Source organism: Bradyrhizobium sp. SZCCT0153, from assembly GCF_018129995.1.
Classification (GTDB): domain Bacteria; phylum Pseudomonadota; class Alphaproteobacteria; order Rhizobiales; family Xanthobacteraceae; genus Bradyrhizobium; species Bradyrhizobium japonicum_G.
This window is the reverse complement of record NZ_JAFCKS010000003.1, coordinates 43,120-64,955: the sequence shown is the minus strand read 5'-3', so window position 1 is coordinate 64,955 and position 21,836 is coordinate 43,120. Positions and strand designations below refer to the sequence as shown.

Sequence of the window (21,836 nt, the reverse complement as noted above, 5' to 3'; positions counted from 1 at the left end):
TTCGGACGGGCCCGCCCTGCGAAATACCTCGCTTTGGGTGGTTGTCTGGACGCTAGAGTGTGCCGCGCCCGTAAGACTACGGTGACCATCCGGCGGTAAGATTTCCCTTCTCACGAGCAATGGTGTGCGGCGTACGACATGACAACAATGACGGCTTCTCATCTGGTTTCACGTTGGTCTGGTGCCTTCTGGTCGGGAGCACTTGGTATCTGTGCGATCGTCGCCGTCATACGTCCTGCCGAGGCTGATCCTCGCGCCGTGGTCGAGCTCTTCACCTCCCAGGGCTGCTCGTCCTGCCCGCCGGCCGACAAGATCATCGGCGACCTCTCCAGCGATCCCTCGATCATCGCGCTGAGCATGCCGATCGACTATTGGGATTATCTCGGCTGGAAGGACACGCTGGCGGATTCACGCTTCTCGGCGCGGCAGCGTGCCTATTCGCGCATGCGCGGCGACCGCGAGGTCTACACGCCGCAAGTCGTGGTCAACGGCTCCACGCACGTCGTCGGCAGCGACCGCACCGGTATCGAGAATGCGATCGGCAAGACCGACAAGGGCGTGGGCGTGATGAGCGTGCCGGTGACGATGTCGCTGGCGGGCAAGCAGATCAACGTCTCGGTGGCCGCCAGCAAGGAGCCTGCGGTCTCGCATGGCGAGGTCTGGATCTGCTCGATTGCGAAGTCGGTGCCGATCGCGATCAGCCGCGGCGAAAATCGCGGGCAGCAGGTGATCTATCACAACGTCGTGCGCAACCTGCTCAAGGTGGGCGACTGGACCGGACGTCCGGAAAGCTGGACGGTGCCGATCGAGAACCTCACGCGCGACGGCGTCGACGGCGCGGTGGTCTATGTCCAGGACGGCAGCCGAGAAAAACCGGGCCCGATGCTTGGCGCGGCCTACACGTCGCTGCACTGAACTCGCTCGGCGCTTCGCTTTCTCTCCGACAAATCCCCGCTCTCAATCCTCATGGTGAGGAGGCGCGCCAGCGCCGTCTCGAACCATGCAGGCCCCGCTGATGCATCTCGGGCCTCGATCCTTCGAGACGCCGCTTCGCGGCTCTCAGGATGAGGGGCGAGAGTTTGCGCAGTGGTGGGGAGAACTTGGTCGAGCCGGAAACATCCGGACATAAACAAAAAAGGACCAACTCGCGTTGGCCCTCCTTGTGGCGCGAACAGACCCGATCCTGACGACCCCGGGGGGCTGGGGGCTGAGGAATCCGGAACCGAAAGGACCGGGTCAACGCACACAGGTCTTTTCGCAGTGCAGGGCGGCAGTCGCTGGGCGGAAAAGCGGCGACACTATGATTCCTGCTAACGATCCCGTGACGGTTCGCCGCGATATATTGCCACCGTTGCGTGTGTGCTGATTTGCAACCGATTTGGCCGGTGGAACCAGGAGCCTCTTGCAGAGGAGAACGGTTGGCGCAATCATGCAACTGTCATGATCCGCGGTTCCGGGGACGGTCTTCGCGGACGCGACCATGCTGATGCGACAGGAGGCGCTCCATGAGTCTGTCGGAGGATGCCGATCCGAGCGAACAGCGCGCGGCGGCGCGCCCCGCCGCTGCCAATGCTCAACTGAGCCGCGTGACGTTCAACCGGCTCGAGCTGCACCGTATTCTCAATCTCTACGGCCGGATGGTCGCCGATGGCGAGTGGCGCGACTATGCCATCGACTTCCTGAAAGACCGCGCCGTGTTCTCGGTCTTTCGCCGCGCCTCGGAAGTGCCGATCTATCGAATTGAGAAGGATCCGCGGCTCGCGCGCAAGCAAGGCATGTACAGTGTGATTTCGGCGACGGGCTTGATCCTGCGCCGCGGCCACGAGCTGGAGCGCGTGCTCCTGGTGATCGACCGGAAATTGGCGGTGGTCTGACGAGGCTCTACTTCCCCGGCACCGTGCTCGCGCCCTCACCGAGGTCGCGCTGCATCATCACGGTGTCCAGCCAGCGGCCGAATTTAAGCCCGACATTGGGATGGGTGCCGATCATCTTGAAGCCGCCCTTGGTGTGCACGCCGATCGAGCCGGCATTGGCGGAATCGCCGATCACGGCGATCATCTGGCGGAAGCCGCGCGCCTCGCATTCGACGATCAGCCGCTCCAGCAGGAGCGCCCCGATGCCGCGGCGGTGGAAGGACGGATCGAGGTAGATCGAGTTTTCGACCGTGAAGCGGTACGCCGGCCTTGGCCGGTAGGCACCGGCATAGGCATAGCCGGCGACGCGCCCGTCGAGGATGGCGACGAAATAGGGATAGCCACCGTCGACCAGCGCGCGGTAGCGGCGCGTCATTTCAGCCAGGTCGGGCGGCGCCAGCTCGAACGTCGCGGTGCCCTCGCGGACAGCCTGCTGGTAGATGGCGGTGATGGCGGGAAGGTCGGCCTCAAGGGCTGGTCTGATCTCAGGTGCGGACATGGGAGGAGATTAGAGCCTTACCGGGACGGCTGGAAGAGGCAACGATGCTTCCACATACTTCGTCATTGCGAGGAGCCCTTGCGACGAAGCAATCCAGAAATGCATCCGCGGAGGCTCTTTGGATTGCTTCGCTTCGCTCGCAATGACGGCGTTTGGGGAAGCATCCGGGCCCAAACAAAAACCCCGGCCTCTCGGCCGGGGTTCGTGTCCGTTCTCTCGTCTCAGCGCTTAGTCGCGCTGGCCGAGCAGCTGCAGGAGCAGCGTGAACAGGTTGATGAAGTTCAGGTACAGCGACAGCGCGCCGGTGATGGCCGCACGCTCTGCAACGTCACCGCCGGCCGACGCGTAGCCGTAGATGTAGTCGTTCTTCAGCCGCTGGGTATCCCAGGCGGTGAGGCCCGCGAACACCAGCACGCCGACCACGGAGACGATGAACTGCAGCATCGTGCTGGCCAGGAACAAATTGACCAGGCTCGCGATGATGATGCCGATCAGGCCCATGAACAGGAACGATCCCATTCCGGTCAGATCACGCTTGGTGGTGTAGCCGTAGAGGCTGAGCGCACCGAACGTGGCCGCGGTGATGAAGAACACCCGCACGATCGAGGTGTGCGTGAACACCAGGAAGATCGAGGACAGCGAGACACCCATCAGCGCCGCGAACACCCAGAACAGGATCTGGGCGGTCGAAGGAGCGAGACGGTTGATACCCGCCGAGATCACGAACACCATGGCGAGCGGCGCGAGCATGAACAGCCACTTCAGGGGGCTGACGAACATCGCGTAGCCAAACGGCGTCAGGAACAGCTTGCCGACGCGGACGGCTTCCGGGGTCGGAACGTCGGTCACGGCGGCCATGTAGACGCCGAGCGCGGCGAGGCCGGTGATGGCCAGGCCAATGCTCATGTAGTTGTAGATGCGCAGCATATAGGAGCGCAGGCCGGCATCGACCGTCGCGGCGTCAACACGCCCGGCGGCCCTGCCGAAAGGAGAAGCGTAGTTACGGTCTAGGTCCGACATGGTCGAATTCCCGTTGGTTGGCCGGTCCGGCATGAGGGTCGCCATGCCACCGGTTCGTCAAATTCTATCTCGGATACCGGTGTGTGCCGACATTAAATTTGGCTCACAATCGGGACTCCGAACCCGTTCGATATGTGGGAAACTAACACATCCGCTGCAACCATCCACGCGCGGCTGAATGTCGCCCTTTCCCGCAATCCTGGCGAGCGGACGTGGTTAATCGCCGGAATCGCGCGATTCCGACATCGCGTTGCCACCCGCTACCATTTGTCACAAATTCCGCAACACCGTGGCGGGCTTTTTGTTCAACGCCAGCAGCGTGCCGGCGAGCCCGAGCCCGACGGTGACGACGAGGGCGGCCGCGACCACGCCGGCCGCGCTGCCGGCCTGCCAGACGAAGCTCAGCGTCATCAGCCGCGTCACGATCATCCAGGCGGCGATGCTGCCGGCGATCACGCCGAACACCGCGGTGGCCAGCCCGATCAGGAGGTATTCGAGCGCATAGGCGCCGAGCAGCCGCAGCCGGGTCGCGCCCAGGGTCTTGAGGATCACGGCATCGTAGACGCGGTGGCGGTGGCCGGCGGCGAGCGCGCCGCCCAGCACCAGGATCGCCGACATCAGGGTGACCGCGCTGGCGCCGCGGATCGCGAGCGCAAGGTTGGTCACGACCGAGCCGACCGTCTCCATCACCTCGCGCACGCGCACGCTCGTCACCATCGGATAGGCGTCGGCGACCTCCTTGATGATCTTGCCGTCGCCCGCAGCGTCGCCGCCGGCCTCTGTCAGCGTTGCGATGTGGGTGTGCGGCGCGCCCTTGAAGGCGTTCGGCGAGAACACCAGGACGAAATTGATGCCGAGGCCCTGCCAGTCGATGGTGCGCAGATTGCCGATCCTGGCGGGGATGTCCCGGCCTAGAACGTTGACCACCACCTCGTCGCCGAGCTTGAGGCCGAGGCCGTCCGCGATCTTCTTCTCCATCGAGACCAGCGGCGGGCCGGCATAATCTGCGCTCCACCACTCGCCCTCGACCACCTTGGAGCCCTTCGGCAGATCGGCGGTGTAGGTCAGGCCACGGTCGCTCTGCAGCACCCATTCGGAATCGGTGGTGGGTTTGAGGTCCTCGGCGCGGACCCCGCGTGCGCCGACGATGCGGCCGCGCAGCATCGGCACGTCCTCGACCTTCGCGCCGGGCGCGATCTGGCGCAGATAGCCGTCGAATTGCGCGGCCTGCGTGCTCGGGATGTCGATGAAGAAGAACGACGGCGCGTGCTCGGGAAGGGCCGCAAGGAACTGCCGGCGCAGATTGCCGTCGATCTGGGTGATGGTGACGAGCACGGCGAGGCCGAGCCCGAGCGACAGCACGACCGAGGGCGTCAGCGCGCCCGGCCGGTGGATGTTGGCGATCGCAAGCCGCAGCATCGGAAACCGCGAGCGCGGCAGCCGTCGCGCGATCGTCATCAAGAGCGCGGCGATGCCGCGCAGCAGCGCGAACACGACGACGGAGGAGGCCACGAATACCGCGGCGATGGGCTTGTCGAAAGAAAGTCCGATGACCACCGCGACGAGCAGCGCGACCACGACGGCCATGAACACGAGGTAGCCCACGCGCGGCCGGTGCCATTCGGAACTGATGGTGTCGCGGAACAACGCCGCCACCGGCACGTCGTGCACGCGGCCGAGCGGCCACAGGCCGAAGGCGAGCGCGGTGAGAAGCCCGTAGACGAAGGACAGCGCAAGCTCGTCGGCATGCACCGCCGGCACCACCGGCAACGGCAACAGCTTGCCGAACAGGCCGACGATGGCGAAGGGCATGACAGCACCGAGTGCAAGGCCGATCGCCGAGCCGATCGCCGCGAGCAGGAGAACCTGCGCCAGGTAGATCCCGAAGACGTCGCGCCCGGTCGCGCCGATCGCCTTGAAGGCCGCGATCACCTCGAGCTTGCGGTCGATATGGCTCTTGACGGCATTGGCGACGCCGACGCCGCCCACCAGCAGCGCGGCGAGGCCGACCAGGGTCAGGAACTGCGTGAAGCGGTTGATGTTGCGCTCGAGTTGCGGCGAGGCATTGGAGCGGCTGCGGACCTCCCAGCCGGCCTGCGGCGCCGCGTTGCGCGCGTCCGCGATAAAGGTTTCGGTGGCGCGCTCGCTGTTGGCGGTGTCAGGCAATTTCACCCGGTAGACCCAGCGCACCAGGCTGCCGGGCTGGATCAGGCCGGTGGCGCGCAACCCCGCCTCGCTGATGAGAAATCGCGGGCCGAAGCCGATGCCGCTGGCGAGCTTGTCGGGCTCGGCCTCGACGGTGCTGCGGATCTGGAACGTCGCGGATCCGATGGTGACGCGATCGCCGGTCTTGAGCGACAGCCGCGCCAGCAGCGTCGGATCTGCGGCGGCACCGAACGCGCCGTCGCGCTCCGCGAGCAGATCGGGCATCGGCATTTGCGGCACCAGCGTCAGCTGGCCCAGCATCGGATAGGTGCCGTCGACCGCCTTCATTTCAACCAGCGCGAGCTTGCCCTCGGCCGAACGCGCCATGCCGCGCAAGGTCGCGGCGGTCGAGACCGTGCCGCGCGCGCGCAGGAAGGCGACTTCGTCCGGCTTGGCCTCGCGCTGGAACAGCACGAACGACACGTCGCCGCCGAGCAGCGTCCGGCCTTCACGCGCGAGCCCGTCGCTCAGGCTCGCCGAAACCGAGCCGACGCCGGCGATCGCCATCACGCCGAGCGCAATGCAGGCGATGAAGACGTAGAAGCCGCGCAGGCCGCCGCGCAATTCGCGCAGCGCGTAGCGCAGCGACAGCGCGACGCCGTTGGGCTTCGCGAACGGTTCGGCCGCGATGCTCATGCCGGCGCAGACTGCGTGTCGATGCGGCCGGAGCGCAGGCGGATGACGCGATCGCAGCGATGCGCGAGCGAGGAATCGTGCGTGACCAGCACCAGCGTCATGCCGCGTTCGGCATGTTTGCTGAACAGGAGATCGACGATCTGTTGTCCGGTGGCTTCGTCGAGATTGCCGGTCGGCTCGTCGGCGACGAGGATGGCGGGATCGGGTGCCAGCGCGCGGGCGAGCGCGACGCGCTGCTGCTCGCCGCCGGACAGCTGCGTCGGATAGTGATGCAGACGGTCGCCGAGCCCGACCGATTGCAGCTCCTGCGCCGCTCGCTTTGCGGCATCCGGATTGCCGGCAAGCTCGAGCGGCACGGCGACGTTCTCCAGCGCCGTCATGGTCGGAATCAGATGGAAGGACTGGAAGACGATGCCGACCTGGCGGCCGCGGAAGCGGGCCAGCGCGTCCTCGTCGAGGGCATTGAAAGCCGTGCCGCTGACCACCACCTCTCCGCTATCAGGACGTTCCAGCCCCGCCATCACCATCAGCAGCGTGGATTTGCCCGAGCCTGACGGGCCGATCAGGCCGATCGTCTCGCTACGGCCGACGCGCAAGCTGATATCCTTTAGGATGTGAACGCGTGCCGCGCCCGTACCCAATGACAGATTGACGTTGGAGATGGCGATGGTGTCCGGCGCGGTGCCGGCGAGCGAAGAGGAATCGAGGCGAGTGTCCATGGTCCGGTCATATGGCAACTCCGCACACGCGGTCGAGAGGCGTTACGGATTGTTCATGCACATAGCCGTGTTGATGCTCGCTTTGATGACGGTCGCGAACCCGGCCTGGGCGGAAACGACAAAACCGGTCAAGCTTGTCGTTCTGGGCGATTCCTTGAGCGCCGGCCTCGGCCTTCCGGCCCAGGAGGCGTTCCCGACAAAACTTCAAAAAGCCTTGCAGGCCAAAGGCATAGTGGGCGACATGACCAATGCGGGGGTGTCCGGCGACACCGCCTCCGGCGGCCGCGACCGGCTCGACTGGTCGGTCCCGGACGGAACCGACGGCGTGATCATCGAGCTCGGCGCCAACGACGCGTTGCGCGGCATCGAGCCCGACCTGACGCGCGCGGCGCTGACCGAGATCGTCCAGCGCCTCAAGGCACGCAAGATCGCGGTGATGCTGTGCGGCATGCTGGCGCCGCCCAATTACGGCGCGGACTATGCCGCGCGCTTCAATTCGATTTATCCGGATCTGGCGAAAAAATTCGGCGTGCCGCTCTATCCGTTCTTCCTCGACGGCGTCGCGGCCGACGCCAAGCTCAACCAGGCCGACGGCATTCATCCGACCGCGCCCGGCGTCGACATCATCGTCGGCAACATCATGCCCACGGTAGAGGCATTCATCGGCACGATAGCTGAGCAACGGCGTTGAAAAGCAGGCAGCGCTAACCCTAACCGAAAGGGTTATCCCGTGAGTTCACGGGTCATGCTTCGCAGAGTCACACAAACGCGATAGAAATCAGGGTACCGGTGATTCGTCGCCGGCTCTAAAATTTGGATATGATCCTGCCCAGGGATCATGTCCAAGCATCGGGAGTGCGAAACGATGCCGCGTTTGTTCACTGGTCTGGAAATCCCGGCTGAAGTCAGCCAGACGCTTTCCAATTTGCGGGGCGGCCTTCCCGGCGCCCGATGGATCGATCCCGAAAATTATCACGTCACCCTGCGCTTCATCGGCGATATCGACGGCATGTCCGCCAACGAGATCGCCTCGATGCTGTTTCGGGTCGATCGCAAGCCATTCGAGGTGAAGGTGCAGGGCTTGCAGAGTTTTGGCGGACGCAAGCCGCGCGCTGTGGTCGCGACCATCGCGCCGAGCAGGCCGCTGATGGAATTGCAGGCCGAGCTCGAGCGCATGATGCAGCGGATCGGTCTCGACCCGGAGGGGCGCAAGTTCATCCCGCACGTCACGCTGGCCCGGCTGCACGACGCCACCGACCGTGATGTCGCCGACTATCTCTCGATGCGCGGCTACTTCCCCAGCAAGGCCTTCGTGGCCGAACGCTTCGTGCTGTTCTCGTCGCGTGCCTCCACCGGCGGCGGCCCGTATGTGGTCGAGGACGCCTACGAGCTGTGTCCGTGAGGTCTTCGCTTCGGCGCGCTATCGCGGCGGTGCAACGCCCGGCCGGCTGACGTCGGTCTTCGCAAAGTCCTTGCCTGTGAAGAGCAGTGGTTCGCTGCGGGTCAAAGCCAGCGCATACGAAAAGCAATCGCCGTAGTTGAGTGACGCGGCATGACGCCCCTTCCCGTAACGCCGCCAGGCGCGCCGTGCTGCATCGGCTTGTCCGGCATCGACCGCCACGATCTCGGCGCCGATCTTGACGAGCCAGAGATCGAATTCGCGCCCGCCCGCATCACCGAGCCGTGTCTCGATCACCTTCGTCGCTTCAAGCACCGTTGCCGCAGAGATCAGGCGGATCGGATCGTCGACGATCAGTCGCTCGATATCCGCTGCATCGTCTTCGTTGAGCGCGATTGCCACGATCGCCGACGTATCGATCACCATCAGCGCGGCAATCCATGCTCGTCGTATCCGAGAATTTCCTCAGGCGTGCGGTCATCCAGGACGCGCATTTCGCTCCAGCGTCGCCTGATCTCGGCCATGTCTTGAAGCAGAGCGTCTTTGTGGGCTTGACCGCCGAGCCGGCGCAAACGCTCCTCGATGGCGCGCTTGGTTGCCGTCGTGATGTTCTCGCCGGTCAATTGCGCCAGACTTCGCGCCAACCGCTCCGTTTCGGGGTCCTTGATGCTAAGCGCCATACCGAGGTTCCTTGGTTCCTCAATAGGTATATTCTAGCCCGGCGGAGCGCAAGAATGATCCTCGTGGCGGCCCGGGTGCCGCGTCTCGCGCCAAGGTCCGTGCATGCATGCGATCTGTCCGCGACGGGTGGGGGCGCATAAGCCCTTGCGCCAATACGGAGTTGCAATTTTCGCTCATCTCTGGCGGTAAAGAGCCATGCTCTCGACCCCCAGTTCCTCATTCCGCGAGGCTTATCAGGCCCAGATCGCGTCCGGCGCGATCGAGCCCGATGCCGCGCAGGCCGAAGTCGCGGAAGCCTATGCGGCGCTCGACCAGCGGCTCGCAAACTACAAGCCGGCGCGCAAGCAGGGCCTGCTCAGCCGCCTGTTCAGCAGCGACAAGGACGAGGCGCCGCGCGGGCTCTACATCCATGGCGAGGTCGGCCGCGGCAAGACCATGCTGATGGACCTGTTCTTCCAGCACAGCACCGTCGAGCACAAGCGGCGCGCGCATTTCCACGAATTCATGGCCGATGTGCACGAGCGCATCTACGACTACCGCCAGAGCATCGCGCGCGGCGAGATCGCCGATGGCGACGTCATCGCGCTGACCGCGAACGCGATCTTCGAGGAGAGCTGGCTGCTCTGCTTCGACGAATTTCACGTCACCGACATCGCCGACGCGATGATCCTCGGCCGGCTGTTCGCAAAATTGTTCGAGCTCGGCACCGTGGTGGTCGCGACCTCCAACGTCGCGCCCGAAGATCTCTACAAGGGCGGCCTGAACCGTTCGCTGTTCCTGCCCTTCATCAAGCAGATCACGGATCACATGGACGTGGCGCGGCTCGATGCGCGCACCGACTTCCGGCTGGAGAAGCTCCAGGGCGTGCCGATGTGGCTGACGCCGGCGGACAGCGACGCGGACGCAGCGCTCGACCGCGCCTGGTCGAAGATGTCGGGCGGCGCCAAATGCAGGTCGCGCGATATTTCGATCAAGGGCCGCATCCTGCACGTGCCGTGCTCGGCCCATGGCGTCGCGCGCTTTGCGTTCGCCGATCTCTGCGAGAAGCCGTTAGGCGCATCCGACTACCTCAGGCTGGCGCACGACTACCACACCATCCTGGTCGACCATATTCCCGTGATGGATTTCTCCCGGCGCAATTCCGCCAAGCGCTTCATCACGCTGATCGACACGCTCTATGACAACGCCGTGAAGCTGATGGCCTCGGCCGATGCCAATCCGATCTCGCTCTATCTCGCCCACGAGGGCAACGAGGCCAACGAGTTCAAGCGCACCGCGTCGCGCCTGATCGAAATGAGCTCGGAATCCTATCTGGCGCTGCCTCACGGCCGCAAGGATTCCACCGCGAGCGGCTCGACCAAGGGCCTGGTGGAGACTTAAGTCCTATTTGCCAGCGCTGTCATTCCGGGCTCGCGACGGAGTCCGTCATCGGGCCGCGCTTTGCGCGGACCCGTTGGTCGCGAGCCCGGAATGACAGGGCTGCGTGCCCGAGGCATCGGCAAGCCCGACAATTGGGCATCCACCGACTTGAACGGCGGAAGCGAAAGGGATAACCACCCTGTCAGTTTTCCCCTCCTTACGTGTCTAAAGGACAGGTTCACATGGCGCGCGACAAGATTGCTTTGATTGGCTCCGGTCAGATCGGCGGAACGCTGGCTCATCTCATCGGCCTGAAAGAACTGGGCGACGTGGTGATGTTCGACATCGCCGAGGGTGTGCCGCAGGGCAAGGCGCTCGACATCGCGCAGTCCTCGCCGGTCGACGGTTTTGACGCGCACTATACCGGCGCGAATTCCTACGAGGCGCTCGACAATGCAAAGGTCTGCATCGTCACCGCCGGCGTGCCGCGCAAGCCCGGCATGAGCCGCGACGACCTCCTCTCCATCAACCTCAAGGTCATGGAGCAGGTCGGTGCCGGCATCAAGAAGTACGCCCCCGACGCTTTCGTCATCTGCATCACCAACCCGCTCGACGCCATGGTCTGGGCGCTGCAGAAGGCTAGCGGCCTGCCGCACAAGAAGGTCGTCGGCATGGCCGGCGTGCTGGATTCGTCGCGCTTCCGCTACTTCCTGGCCGACGAGTTCAACGTCTCGGTCGAGGACGTCACCGCGTTCGTGCTGGGCGGCCATGGCGACACCATGGTGCCGCTGGTGAAGTACTCCACCGTCGCCGGCATTCCGCTGCCCGACCTCGTCAAGATGGGCTGGACCTCGCAGGCGCGCCTTGACGAGATTGTCGACCGCACCCGCAACGGCGGCGCCGAGATCGTCAATCTGCTCAAGACCGGTTCGGCCTTCTACGCGCCGGCGGCGTCCGCGATCGCGATGGCCGAGAGCTATCTGCGTGACAAGAAGCGCGTGCTGCCCTCGGCCGCCTACCTCAACGGCGAATACGGCGTGAAGGACATGTATGTCGGCGTGCCCGTCGTGATCGGCTCCAAGGGCGTCGAGCGCGTCGTCGAGATCGAGCTCGCCGGCAAGGACCGCGAGGCCTTCGACAAGTCGGTCGGGGCGGTGCAGGGCCTGGTGGACGCCTGCAAGAAGATCGCCCCCGATCTTCTCGGCCGCTAAGCGCAAAATTCCCCGCCGAAGATCGAAAAACCGGTCTTCGGCGGTTTCACTTCCGGGGCCCGGCTGCAACTCTTGTTGAAGGCCTGGCGGGTTTTCCGGTTCGGCAGTCCAGATCGATGTCAAAGAATCCGTGTTGCAGTTCCTGTGGTATATGGTATGCCAGCCACAAGACTGAGGTGGGCCCAAGAGGTCACCGCCCGCGGGTTCAGGGAGCGACCATATGAATATCCATGAATATCAGGCCAAAGCGCTGCTGAACGAGTTCGGCGTGGCGATCTCCAAGGGCGTTCCCGTCCTGAAGCCCGCGGACGCGGAAGCCGCTGCCAAGGCCCTCCCGGGCCCGGTCTGGGTGGTGAAGAGCCAGATCCACGCCGGCGGCCGCGGCAAGGGCAAGTTCAAGGAAGCCTCCGCCGGCGACAAGGGCGGCGTCCGTATCGCCAAGTCGGCCGCCGAGGTCGCCGAATTCGCCAAGCAGATGCTCGGCGCCACGCTGGTGACGATCCAGACCGGCCCCGCCGGCAAGCAAGTCAACCGCCTCTACATCGAGGACGGCTCCGACATCGACAAGGAATTCTACCTTTCGATCCTGGTCGACCGCGAGACCTCGCGCGTCTCGTTCGTGGTGTCGACCGAGGGCGGCGTCAACATCGAGGACGTCGCGCACAACAGCCCCGAGAAGATCGTCACCTTCTCGGTCGATCCGGCGACCGGCATCATGGGCCATCACGGCCGCACGGTCGCCAACGCGCTGAAGCTGTCGGGCGACCTTGCCAAGCAGGCCGAGAAGCTCACCGCGCAGCTCTACGCGGCCTTCGTCGCCAAGGACATGTCGATGCTGGAGATCAACCCGCTGGTCGTGACCAAGCAGGGCCAGCTCCGCGTGCTCGACGCCAAGGTGTCGTTCGACGACAACGCGCTGTTCCGTCACCCCGAGGTGCTCGCGCTGCGCGACGAGACCGAGGAAGACGCCAAGGAAATCGAGGCGTCGAAATACGACCTCAACTACGTCACGCTCGACGGCAACATCGGCTGCATGGTCAACGGCGCCGGTCTCGCCATGGCGACGATGGACATCATCAAGCTCTACGGCATGGCGCCGGCGAACTTCCTCGACGTCGGCGGCAGCGCCAGCAAGGAAAAGGTCGCGGCCGCCTTCAAGATCATCACCGCCGATCCCAACGTGAAGGGCATCCTGGTCAACATCTTCGGCGGCATCATGAAGTGCGACGTGATCGCCGAGGGCGTCACGGCTGCCGTGCGCGAGGTCGGCCTCAGCGTTCCGCTGGTGGTCCGCCTCGAAGGCACCAATGTCGAGCTCGGCAAGAAGATCATCCGTGAATCCGGATTGAACGTGGTGCCGGCGGACAATCTCGACGACGCCGCACAGAAGATCGTGAAGGCCGTCAAGGGAGGCTGAGGCCATGACCCAGGACCATCTCGCTGCATCGTCCCCGCTTGCAGAGCATGCGCGTCTCGCCGCGTTCGCCGGCGAATGGAATGGCGAAGAGGTGGTCTTTCCGTCGCGCTGGACGGAAGGCGGGTCGGCCACGTCTCACGTCGTCGCGCACATGGATCTCAACGGGTTCTACTTGATCCAGGACTCGGTGCAGACGCGCGAGGGCAAGCAAAGCTTCGCCACCCACGGCATCTTCACCTTCGATCGCGAGGACCGGACCTACAAATTGTTCTGGTACGACTCGCTCGGCTACACGCCGCCCTCGCCCGCTTCGGGCGGGTGGGTCGGCAAGACCCTGACGCTGGTGCGCGGTTCGCTCCGCGGCAATGCGCGCCACGTCTACGAAATCATCGACGATGATTCCTATTCGTTGAAGATCCAGTTCTCGCCGGACGCGGAAGGCTGGGCTGACGTGCTCACCGGCGTCTACCGCCGCATCCACTGACCTCTCACTCGTTAGTTTCGCGAAAGCAGACCTCATGTCCATCCTGATCGACAAGAACACCAAGGTCATCTGCCAGGGCTTTACCGGCAAGAACGGCACCTTCCACTCCGAAGCCGCGATCGCCTATGGCACCAAGATGGTCGGCGGCACCTCGCCGGGCAAAGGCGGCGCGACGCATCTCGGCCTGCCGGTGTTCGACACCGTGCGCGAGGCACGTGAGAAGACCGGCGCCGATGCCTCGGTGATCTACGTGCCGCCGCCGGGTGCGGCCGACGCGATCTGCGAAGCCATCGACGCCGAGATCCCGCTGATCGTCTGCATCACCGAAGGTATCCCGGTCATCGACATGGTGCGCGTGAAGCGCTCGCTGGCCGGCTCCAAGTCGCGCCTGATCGGGCCGAACTGCCCGGGCGTCATGACCGCCGGCGAATGCAAGATCGGCATCATGCCGGCCAACATCTTCAAGACCGGCAGCGTCGGCATCGTCTCCCGCTCCGGCACGCTGACCTATGAAGCCGTGTTCCAGACCTCGCAGGAAGGCCTCGGCCAGACCACCGCGGTCGGCATCGGCGGCGACCCGGTCAAGGGAACCGAGTTCATCGACGTGCTGGAAATGCTGCTGGCCGACCCCAAGACCGAATCCATCATCATGATCGGCGAGATCGGCGGTTCCGCCGAGGAGGACGCCGCCCAGTTCCTCAAGGACGAGGCCAAGCGCGGCCGCAAGAAGCCGATGGTCGGTTTCATCGCCGGCGTCACCGCACCTCCCGGCCGCCGCATGGGCCATGCCGGCGCGATCATTTCGGGCGGCAAGGGCGACGCCGGTTCCAAGACCGACGCGATGAAATCCGCAGGGATTACAGTGTCGCCGTCTCCCGCACGCCTCGGGCATACGCTTGCCGAAAAGTTGAAAGGCTAGTTCACTTCTTCGTACTTTTCCGGGCGAAGTTTCGCAGCAAATAGGGTAAATGGTGCCTGTCGCGTCGAGCCTCTGCCGGGAGGCTCGACGCCAGCGCCGTTTGTTATGCGCGAACCGAAATCGCCAGGAACTCAAGTATGTCTCGCCAAGACGCGAACGCAGCCTTTGCCCTCTCCTCCTTTTTGCAGGGCACCAACGCCACCTACATCGACGAAATCTACGCCCGCTACGAGAAGGACCCGTCCTCGGTCGACGCCGAGTGGCAGGAGTTCTTCAAGAGCCTGAACGACCAGCCCGGCGACGTCCGGAAGAATGCCGAAGGCCCGTCCTGGGAGCGCGCCAACTGGCCGCTGACCCCGCAGGACGACCTGACCTCCGCGCTAGACGGCAACTGGGCCGAGGTCGAGAAGGTGGTCGGCGCCAAGATTGCCGCCAAGGCGCAGGCCAAGAGTGGCGACAAGGGTGGCGGCCTCTCCTCCGCCGACCTGCTGCAGGCCACGCGCGACTCCGTCCGCGCCTTGATGCTGATCCGCTCCTACCGGATGCGCGGCCACTTCCACGCCAAGCTCGATCCGCTCGGCATCGAAGCCCCGCGTAACCGCGAAGAGCTCGACCCGCGCACCTACGGCTTCAGCGAAGCCGATTTCGACCGCAAGATCTTCCTCGATCACGTGCTCGGCCTCGAATATGGCAGCCTGCGCGAGATCACCGCGATCTGCGAGCGCACCTACTGCCAGACGCTCGGCGTCGAGTTCATGCACATCACCAATGCCGCGCAGAAGGCGTGGATCCAGGAGCGGATCGAGGGGCCGGACAAGGAGATCTCGTTCACCCGCGAAGGCCGCAGAGCCATCCTGATGAAACTGGTCGAAGCCGAAGGTTTCGAGAAATTCTGCGACACCAAGTTCACCGGCACCAAGCGCTTCGGTCTGGACGGCGGCGAATCGCTGATCCCCGCGCTCGAGCAGATCATCAAGCGCGGCGGCAATCTCGGCGTGAAGGAGGTCGTGCTTGGCATGCCGCATCGCGGCCGCCTCAACGTGCTGACCCAGGTGATGGGCAAGGCGCATCGCGCCCTGTTCCACGAATTCAAGGGCGGTTCGGCCAACCCCGATGCGGTCGAAGGCTCCGGCGACGTCAAATATCACCTCGGCGCGTCCTCGGACCGCGAGTTCGACGGCAACCGCATCCATCTGTCGCTGACCGCCAATCCCTCGCATCTCGAGATCGTCGATCCCGTGGTGCTCGGCAAGGTCCGCGCCAAGCAGGACCAGCACGGCGATCCGCCGGACATGCGCATCTCGGTGCTGCCGCTGCTGATGCATGGCGACGCCGCGTTCGCAGGCCAGGGCGTGGTCGCGGAATGCTTCGGTCTGTCCGACCTGAAGGGCTACCGCACCGGCGGCTCCGTGCACTTCATCGTCAACAACCAGATCGGCTTCACCACCTATCCGCGTTACTCGCGCTCCTCGCCCTATCCGTCGGATGTGGCGAAGATGATCGACGCGCCGATCTTCCACGTCAACGGCGACGATCCGGAAGCCGTGGTGTTCGCGGCCAAGGTCGCGACCGAGTTCCGGCAGAAATTCCACAAGCCCGTCGTCATCGACATGTTCTGCTATCGCAGGCACGGTCATAACGAGGGCGACGAGCCGGCTTTCACCCAGCCGGTGATGTACAAGAAGATCGCGGCCCATCCGTCGACGCTCGAGCTCTACGCCCGCCGCCTCATCAACGAAGGCGTGCTGACCGAGGGCGAGGTCGAGAAGGCCAAGGCGGACTGGCGCGCGCGGCTCGATGCCGAGCTCGAAGCCGGCTCCGGCTACAAGCCCAACAAGGCCGACTGGCTCGACGGCAAATGGGCTGGCTTCAAGATCGCCGACCAGGAAGAAGATGCGCGGCGCGGCGTCACCGGCGTCGACATCGCCGAGCTCAAGGAAATCGGCCGCAAGATCACCAAGGTGCCGGACGGTTTCCGCGTCCATCGCACCATCCAGCGCTTTCTGGAAAATCGTGCCAAGGCGATCGACGGCGGCACCGGCATCGACTGGGCGACCGGCGAGGCATTGGCATTCTGCACGCTACTCAACGAGAACCACCACGTCCGCCTGTCGGGCCAGGATTCGGAGCGCGGCACCTTCTCGCAGCGCCATTCGGTCCTGATCGACCAGGAAGACGAGAGCCGCTACACGCCGTTCAACCATCTCGGCCACGAGCAGGGCCATTACGAGGTCATCAACTCGCTGCTGTCGGAAGAAGCCGTGCTCGGCTTCGAATACGGCTACTCGCTCGCCGAGCCGAACACGCTGACCCTCTGGGAGGCGCAGTTCGGCGACTTCGCCAACGGAGCGCAGGTCGTGTTCGACCAGTTCATCTCCTCGGGCGAGCGCAAATGGCTGCGCATGTCCGGTCTCGTCTGCCTCCTCCCGCACGGCTATGAGGGCCAGGGACCGGAGCACTCCTCGGCGCGGCTCGAGCGTTATCTCCAGATGTGCGCTGAAGACAACATGCAGGTGGTCTATCCGACCACGCCGGCGAACTACTTCCACGTGCTGCGCCGTCAGCTTCATCGCGAGATCCGCAAGCCGCTGATCCTGATGACGCCGAAATCGCTGCTCCGTCACAAGCGGGCGGTGTCGCGTCTCGAGGAGCTCGCGAAGGGAACGACCTTCCACCGCATCCTCTATGATGACGCCCAGATGCTGCCGAGCGAGCCGGTCAAGCTCGTCCCGGACGAGAAGATCCGTCGCATCGTGCTCTGCTCCGGCAAGGTCTATTACGACCTCTACGAGGAGCGCGAGAAGCGCGGCATCGACGACATCTACCTGATGCGTGTCGAGCAGCTCTATCCGGTGCCGCTGAAGGCGCTGGTGGCCGAGCTGTCGCGCTTCAAGAAGGCCGAAGTGGTGTGGTGCCAGGAAGAGCCCCGCAACATGGGGGCCTGGCACTTCATCGAGCCCTATCTGGAATGGGTGCTGAACCAGGTGAACGGTGCGAGCCGGCGTCCGCGTTATGTCGGCCGCGCCGCCTCCGCCGCGACCGCGACCGGTCTGATGTCCAAGCATCAGGCGCAGTTGAAGGCGTTCCTGGACGAAGCACTGAGCTGAACTTTTTGAACTGCGTCATGCCCCGCCTTGTGCGCAATCGCGCACCGGAGCGGGGCATCCGGTAAGTCGTGACGTCGTCGTGAATGCGAACGTTGCGGCTTGCCGGATGGCTTGCTTTTCGCAGGCGATGACATCCGCACTTATGACCGCATTGGCGATCTCCTTAAGGAAAAGACCATGACTGAAATTCGTGTGCCGACGCTCGGCGAATCCGTCACCGAGGCCACCATCGGCCGCTGGTTCAAGAAGGCCGGCGATCCCGTCGCCGTCGACGAGCCCTTGGTGGAGCTCGAGACCGACAAGGTCACCATCGAAGTCCCGGCGCCGTCCGCCGGCACGCTGAGCGAGATCATCGCTGCCGATGGCGCGACGGTCGCCGTGGGTGCGCTGCTCGGCCAGATCACCGAAGGCGCCGCTGGCGCTGCCAAGCCGGCTGCTGCGCCGGCCAAGCCCGCTGCCGCTGCTCCGGCGGCCGCTGCTGCTGCTGCTGCGCCGGCGCCGAAGGCGCCGCCGGCCGATGCGCCGCTCGCCCCTTCCGTGCGAAAACTCTCGGCCGAGACCGGCATCGACGCCTCGACCGTTCCGGGCTCCGGCAAGGACGGCCGCGTCACCAAGGGCGACATGTTAGCTGCGATCGAACGCGCGGCCTCGGCGCCGACCCCGGTCAACCAGCCCGCCGCAGCGGTTCAGGTCCGCGCGCCCTCGCCGGCCGATGACGCCGCCCGCGAAGAGCGCGTCAAGATGACCCGGCTGCGCCAGACCATCGCGCGCCGCCTCAAGGACGTGCAGAACACCGCCGCCATGCTCACGACCTTCAACGAGGTCGACATGACCAACGTCATGGCGCTGCGCGCGCACTACAAGGACGCGTTCGAGAAGAAGCACGGCAGCAAGCTCGGCTTCATGGGCTTCTTCACCAAGGCCGTCGTGCAGGGCCTGAAGGACATCCCGGCCGTCAACGCAGAGATCGACGGCACCGATCTGATCTACAAGAACTATTACCACATCGGCGTCGCCGTCGGCACCGACAAGGGTCTCGTCGTGCCTGTTGTCCGCGACTGCGACAACAAGTCGATCGCGGACATCGAGAAGGGGATCGCCGATTTCGGTCGCCGCGCCCGCGACGGCCAGCTCAAGATCGACGAGATGCAGGGCGGCACCTTCACCATCACCAATGGCGGCATCTACGGCTCGCTGATGTCGACCCCGATCCTCAACGCGCCGCAGTCCGGCATTCTCGGCATGCACAAGATCCAGGAGCGGCCGATGGTCGTCGGCGGCAAGATCGAGGTCCGCCCGATGATGTATCTGGCGCTGTCCTATGATCACCGCGTCATCGACGGCAAGGAAGCCGTCACCTTCCTGGTTCGCGTCAAGGAGAGCCTGGAAGATCCGGCGCGGCTGGTGCTGGACCTCTGATCCCTGATGCCTTGAAGACGCCGTCGCCTGAAGGGGCGGCGGCGTTTGTCGAAAGATGGAGGCAAGCTTGACGGATAAAGTCGTTGTCATCACCGGCGGCAGCCGCGGCATCGGTCGCGCGACTGCCATTGCTGCGGCCGCGCGCGGCTTCCGTGTCGTGGTCGGCTATGCCAGCAACAAGACCGCCGCCGACGAGGTGGTCAGCCTGATCGAGGCCAGCAACGGCAAGGCCATCGCGGTGAAATGCGATGTCGCCGAGGAAAGCGACATCGTCGAACTGTTCAAGCAAGCCGACAAGTTCGGCACGCTCGGCGCGCTCGTCAACAACGGCGGTATCGTCGGGACCAGCGGCGTGCGCGTCGACGAGATGTCGGCCGAGCGCATCCAGCGCGTCATGGCGGTCAACGTCACCGGCTCCATCCTCTGCGCGCGCGAGGCGGTGAAGCGGATGTCGACCAGGCACGGCGGCAACGGCGGCGTCATCGTCAATCTGTCATCGGTTGCTGCCAAGCTCGGCGCGCCCAATACCTATGTCGACTATGCCGCCTCCAAGGGCGCGATCGATTCCTTCACCATCGGCCTCGGCTACGAGGTTGCCAACGAGGGGATTCGCGTCGCGGGCATCCGCCCCGGCCTGATCGACACCGAAATCCACGCCTCTGGCGGCGAGCCCGATCGGCACCATCGTCTGGCCCATATGGTGCCGATGAAGCGCGTCGGTACCGCCGATGAAGTCGCCAATGCCATCGTCTGGCTGATGTCGGACGATGCCTCCTACGTCACCTCGGCCATTCTCGATGTGTCCGGCGGACGCTGACGCGCCGCGCGGACGCTGACACATCCTCATCACGCTAAACCTACGGGACTTTCTCTCATGGCTACCTACGATCTCGTCGTCATCGGCACCGGACCGGGCGGTTATGTCTGCGCGGTGCGTGCAGCGCAGCTCGGCATGAAAGTCGCCGTGGTGGAAAAGAACGCAACGCTCGGCGGCACTTGCCTCAATGTCGGCTGCATGCCGTCCAAGGCGCTGCTGCACGCGTCCGAGATGTTCGAGGAAGCCGGGCACTCCTTCGCCAAGATGGGCGTCAGCGTCTCCGCGCCGAAACTCGAGCTTCCGGCAATGATGAACTTCAAGCAGCAGGGCATCGACGGCAACGTCAAGGGCGTCGAGTTCCTGATGAAGAAGAACAAGGTCGACGTGCTCAAGGGCACCGGCAAGATCCTCGGCACCGGCAAGGTGGAAGTCTCCGCCGACGGCAAGTCGCAGGTGATCGAAACCAAGAGCATCGTGATCGCCACCGGCTCGGACATCGCGCGCCTCAAGGGCATCGAGATCGACGAGAAGCGCATCGTCTCATCCACCGGCGCGCTGTCGCTGGACAAGGTCCCCGGCAAGCTCCTGATCGTCGGCGCCGGCGTGATCGGCCTCGAACTCGGCTCGGTGTGGAAGCGGCTCGGTGCCGAGGTCGTCGTCGTCGAATTCCTGGACCGTATCCTGCCAGGCATGGATGGCGAAATTGCAAAACAATTCCAGCGCATCCTCGAGAAGCAGGGTTTTGCATTCAAGCTCGGCGCCAAGGTCACCGCCGTCGACACCTCGGGCAAGACGCTGAAGGCGACCATCGAGCCCGCCGCCGGCGGCGCCGCGGAGACGCTGGAAGCCGACGTCGTGCTCGTCTGCATCGGCCGCGTGCCCTACACCGACGGGCTGGGCCTGAAGGAAGCCGGCGTTGCGCTGGACAATCGCGGCCGGGTGCAGATCGATCCGCATTTCGCCACCAGCCTCAAGGGCGTCTATGCCATCGGCGACGTCGTCGCGGGCCCGATGCTTGCGCACAAGGCCGAGGATGAAGGCGTCGCGGTCGCGGAGATCATCGCCGGCCAGGCCGGCCACGTGAACTACGACGTTATCCCAGGCGTCGTGTATACCACGCCGGAAGTGTCCTCCGTCGGCAAGACCGAGGAGGAGCTGAAGCAGGCGGGCGTGGCCTATACGGTCGGGAAGTTTCCCTTTACCGCCAACGGCCGCTCCAAGGTCAACCAGACCACCGACGGCTTTGTGAAAATTCTCGCAGATGCGAAGACCGATCGCGTGCTCGGCGTGCACATCATCGGCATCGAGGCCGGCGAAATGATCCACGAAGCCTGCGTTCTCATGGAATTCGGCGGAAGTGCGGAGGATCTCGCCCGCACCTGCCACGCGCACCCGACGCGTTCGGAGGCCGTCAAGGAAGCGGCGCTTGCAGTCGGCAAGCGGGCCATCCATATGTAGGCGACGCTCCGAGCCGAATCGGGCGGGACAACATATGCTGCGCCGCCTCCTTCAACCGGTCTGGGTCCTGCTTGCGATCGTCTTCCTGATCGAAGCTTGGCTGTGGGACCATCTCGAACCGATCGTGGCGCGGGTCGTTGCGATCATTCCGCTCGCCCGGTTCAAGCAATGGCTGTCGGATCGCGTCGATGCGCTGTCGCCGGCGATGACGCTGATCGTGTTCGCGGTCCCCATCATCCCGCTGTTTCCGCTCAAGCTGGTCGGCCTGTGGCTGCTCACGCATGAATACTGGACCAGCGCGATCTTCACGATCCTGTTCGCGAAGCTGCTCGGCGTCGGCGTCACCGCCTTCGTCTTCGACGTGACGCGCGACAAGCTGCTGGAGATGCACTGGTTCGAGCGGATCTATGATCTGGTGCTGAAGCTCCGCGCCAAGGCCGCCGAACTGGTCGATCCGATCAAGCAGCGCATCCGCGAGCTGATCTCCGGTAACGGCGAGGGCTGGTCCTCCCGGACCCTCCGCCTGATCCAGCGCTTCCGCAAGAGCGTGCACGAAGCGCGGTAAGTGCGGTT

20 protein-coding genes are annotated in these 21,836 nt (G+C 64.6%); 14 read left to right on the top strand and 6 right to left on the bottom strand.

Translation table 11 applies throughout. The features are described from left to right. Positions 1-138 precede the first annotated feature (138 nt). Together JQ572_RS13960 and JQ572_RS13955 are read left to right on the top strand one after the other, a co-directional pair. Positions 139-915 (top strand): DUF1223 domain-containing protein, encoded by a 777-nt coding sequence (locus tag JQ572_RS13960; RefSeq protein WP_211383620.1) that lies wholly within the window; start codon positions 139-141, stop codon positions 913-915. Between the two features lie 590 nt (positions 916-1,505). After that, positions 1,506-1,874, top strand: a complete 369-nt coding sequence (locus JQ572_RS13955) for a DUF2794 domain-containing protein (RefSeq protein WP_211383619.1) — start codon at positions 1,506-1,508, stop codon at positions 1,872-1,874. 7 nt (positions 1,875-1,881) lie between these two features. On the opposite strand, the gene JQ572_RS13950 is transcribed toward JQ572_RS13955, so the two are convergent. The 4 genes from JQ572_RS13950 to JQ572_RS13935 form a co-directional block, all read right to left on the bottom strand. Then, a complete protein-coding gene (locus JQ572_RS13950; RefSeq protein WP_211383618.1) occupies positions 1,882-2,412 on the bottom strand; it encodes a GNAT family N-acetyltransferase in 531 nt (176 codons plus the stop codon). 228 nt (positions 2,413-2,640) lie between these two features. Next, on the bottom strand, positions 2,641-3,432 hold the full coding sequence (locus JQ572_RS13945; protein ID WP_211383617.1) for a Bax inhibitor-1/YccA family protein: 792 nt from the start codon (positions 3,430-3,432) through the stop codon (positions 2,641-2,643). A 270-nt stretch (positions 3,433-3,702) separates the two neighbouring features. Then, positions 3,703-6,273 carry an ABC transporter permease gene (locus JQ572_RS13940; RefSeq protein WP_211383616.1) on the bottom strand — a complete coding sequence of 857 codons (2,571 nt, stop codon included), beginning with the start codon at positions 6,271-6,273 and terminating at the stop codon, positions 3,703-3,705. Then, the gene (locus JQ572_RS13935) at positions 6,270-6,992 is read right to left on the bottom strand and encodes an ABC transporter ATP-binding protein (protein WP_211383615.1); all 723 of its coding nucleotides are present in this window, start codon (positions 6,990-6,992) and stop codon (positions 6,270-6,272) included. The genes JQ572_RS13940 and JQ572_RS13935 overlap by 4 nt, the downstream gene beginning before the upstream one ends. A 55-nt stretch (positions 6,993-7,047) precedes the next feature. Between JQ572_RS13935 and JQ572_RS13930 the strand changes: the two genes are divergently transcribed. Both JQ572_RS13930 and thpR read left to right on the top strand, forming a co-directional pair. After that, positions 7,048-7,683: an arylesterase gene (locus tag JQ572_RS13930; protein ID WP_211383614.1), complete on the top strand. Its 636-nt coding sequence runs from the start codon at positions 7,048-7,050 to the stop codon at positions 7,681-7,683. A gap of 174 nt (positions 7,684-7,857) precedes the next feature. Further along, entirely contained in the window at positions 7,858-8,394 is a 537-nt protein-coding gene (thpR, locus tag JQ572_RS13925; protein ID WP_211383613.1) for an RNA 2',3'-cyclic phosphodiesterase, read from the top strand. Between the two features lie 18 nt (positions 8,395-8,412). On the opposite strand, the gene JQ572_RS13920 is transcribed toward thpR, so the two are convergent. Together JQ572_RS13920 and JQ572_RS13915 are read right to left on the bottom strand one after the other, a co-directional pair. Beyond that, a complete protein-coding gene (locus JQ572_RS13920) occupies positions 8,413-8,817 on the bottom strand; it encodes a type II toxin-antitoxin system VapC family toxin (protein WP_211383612.1) in 405 nt (134 codons plus the stop codon). Continuing rightward, positions 8,817-9,071 (bottom strand): type II toxin-antitoxin system VapB family antitoxin, encoded by a 255-nt coding sequence (locus tag JQ572_RS13915; RefSeq protein ID WP_211383611.1) that lies wholly within the window; start codon positions 9,069-9,071, stop codon positions 8,817-8,819. The genes JQ572_RS13920 and JQ572_RS13915 overlap by 1 nt, the downstream gene beginning before the upstream one ends. Before the next feature lie 196 nt (positions 9,072-9,267). Between JQ572_RS13915 and zapE the strand changes: the two genes are divergently transcribed. The 10 genes from zapE to JQ572_RS13865 all read left to right on the top strand — a co-directional run bounded on the left by zapE (position 9,268) and on the right by JQ572_RS13865 (position 21,828). Further along, the gene (zapE, locus tag JQ572_RS13910) at positions 9,268-10,452 is read left to right on the top strand and encodes a cell division protein ZapE (protein ID WP_211383610.1); all 1,185 of its coding nucleotides are present in this window, start codon (positions 9,268-9,270) and stop codon (positions 10,450-10,452) included. A gap of 221 nt (positions 10,453-10,673) precedes the next feature. Beyond that, positions 10,674-11,642, top strand: a complete 969-nt coding sequence (gene mdh, locus JQ572_RS13905) for a malate dehydrogenase (RefSeq protein WP_094972741.1) — start codon at positions 10,674-10,676, stop codon at positions 11,640-11,642. Positions 11,643-11,862: 220 nt separating this feature from the next. Continuing rightward, positions 11,863-13,059 (top strand): ADP-forming succinate--CoA ligase subunit beta, encoded by a 1,197-nt coding sequence (gene sucC, locus JQ572_RS13900; protein WP_211383609.1) that lies wholly within the window; start codon positions 11,863-11,865, stop codon positions 13,057-13,059. Positions 13,060-13,063: 4 nt separating this feature from the next. After that, positions 13,064-13,543 carry a DUF1579 family protein gene (locus JQ572_RS13895; RefSeq protein WP_211383608.1) on the top strand — a complete coding sequence of 160 codons (480 nt, stop codon included), beginning with the start codon at positions 13,064-13,066 and terminating at the stop codon, positions 13,541-13,543. 34 nt (positions 13,544-13,577) lie between these two features. Then, on the top strand, positions 13,578-14,462 hold the full coding sequence (gene sucD / locus JQ572_RS13890) for a succinate--CoA ligase subunit alpha (protein ID WP_148755124.1): 885 nt from the start codon (positions 13,578-13,580) through the stop codon (positions 14,460-14,462). A 137-nt stretch (positions 14,463-14,599) separates the two neighbouring features. Further along, positions 14,600-17,569 (top strand): 2-oxoglutarate dehydrogenase E1 component, encoded by a 2,970-nt coding sequence (locus tag JQ572_RS13885; protein WP_211383607.1) that lies wholly within the window; start codon positions 14,600-14,602, stop codon positions 17,567-17,569. 177 nt (positions 17,570-17,746) lie between these two features. Continuing rightward, positions 17,747-18,988, top strand: coding sequence for a 2-oxoglutarate dehydrogenase complex dihydrolipoyllysine-residue succinyltransferase (gene odhB, locus JQ572_RS13880; RefSeq protein ID WP_211383606.1), 1,242 nt, complete (start codon positions 17,747-17,749; stop codon positions 18,986-18,988). Between the two features lie 55 nt (positions 18,989-19,043). Further along, positions 19,044-19,805, top strand: coding sequence for an SDR family oxidoreductase (locus JQ572_RS13875; RefSeq protein ID WP_211383605.1), 762 nt, complete (start codon positions 19,044-19,046; stop codon positions 19,803-19,805). A 57-nt stretch (positions 19,806-19,862) separates the two neighbouring features. Beyond that, positions 19,863-21,263, top strand: coding sequence for a dihydrolipoyl dehydrogenase (gene lpdA / locus JQ572_RS13870; RefSeq protein WP_211383604.1), 1,401 nt, complete (start codon positions 19,863-19,865; stop codon positions 21,261-21,263). 34 nt (positions 21,264-21,297) lie between these two features. Next, complete coding sequence (locus tag JQ572_RS13865; protein WP_211383603.1) at positions 21,298-21,828, top strand: hypothetical protein; 531 nt, start codon at positions 21,298-21,300, stop codon at positions 21,826-21,828. Positions 21,829-21,836: the final 8 nt, after the last annotated feature.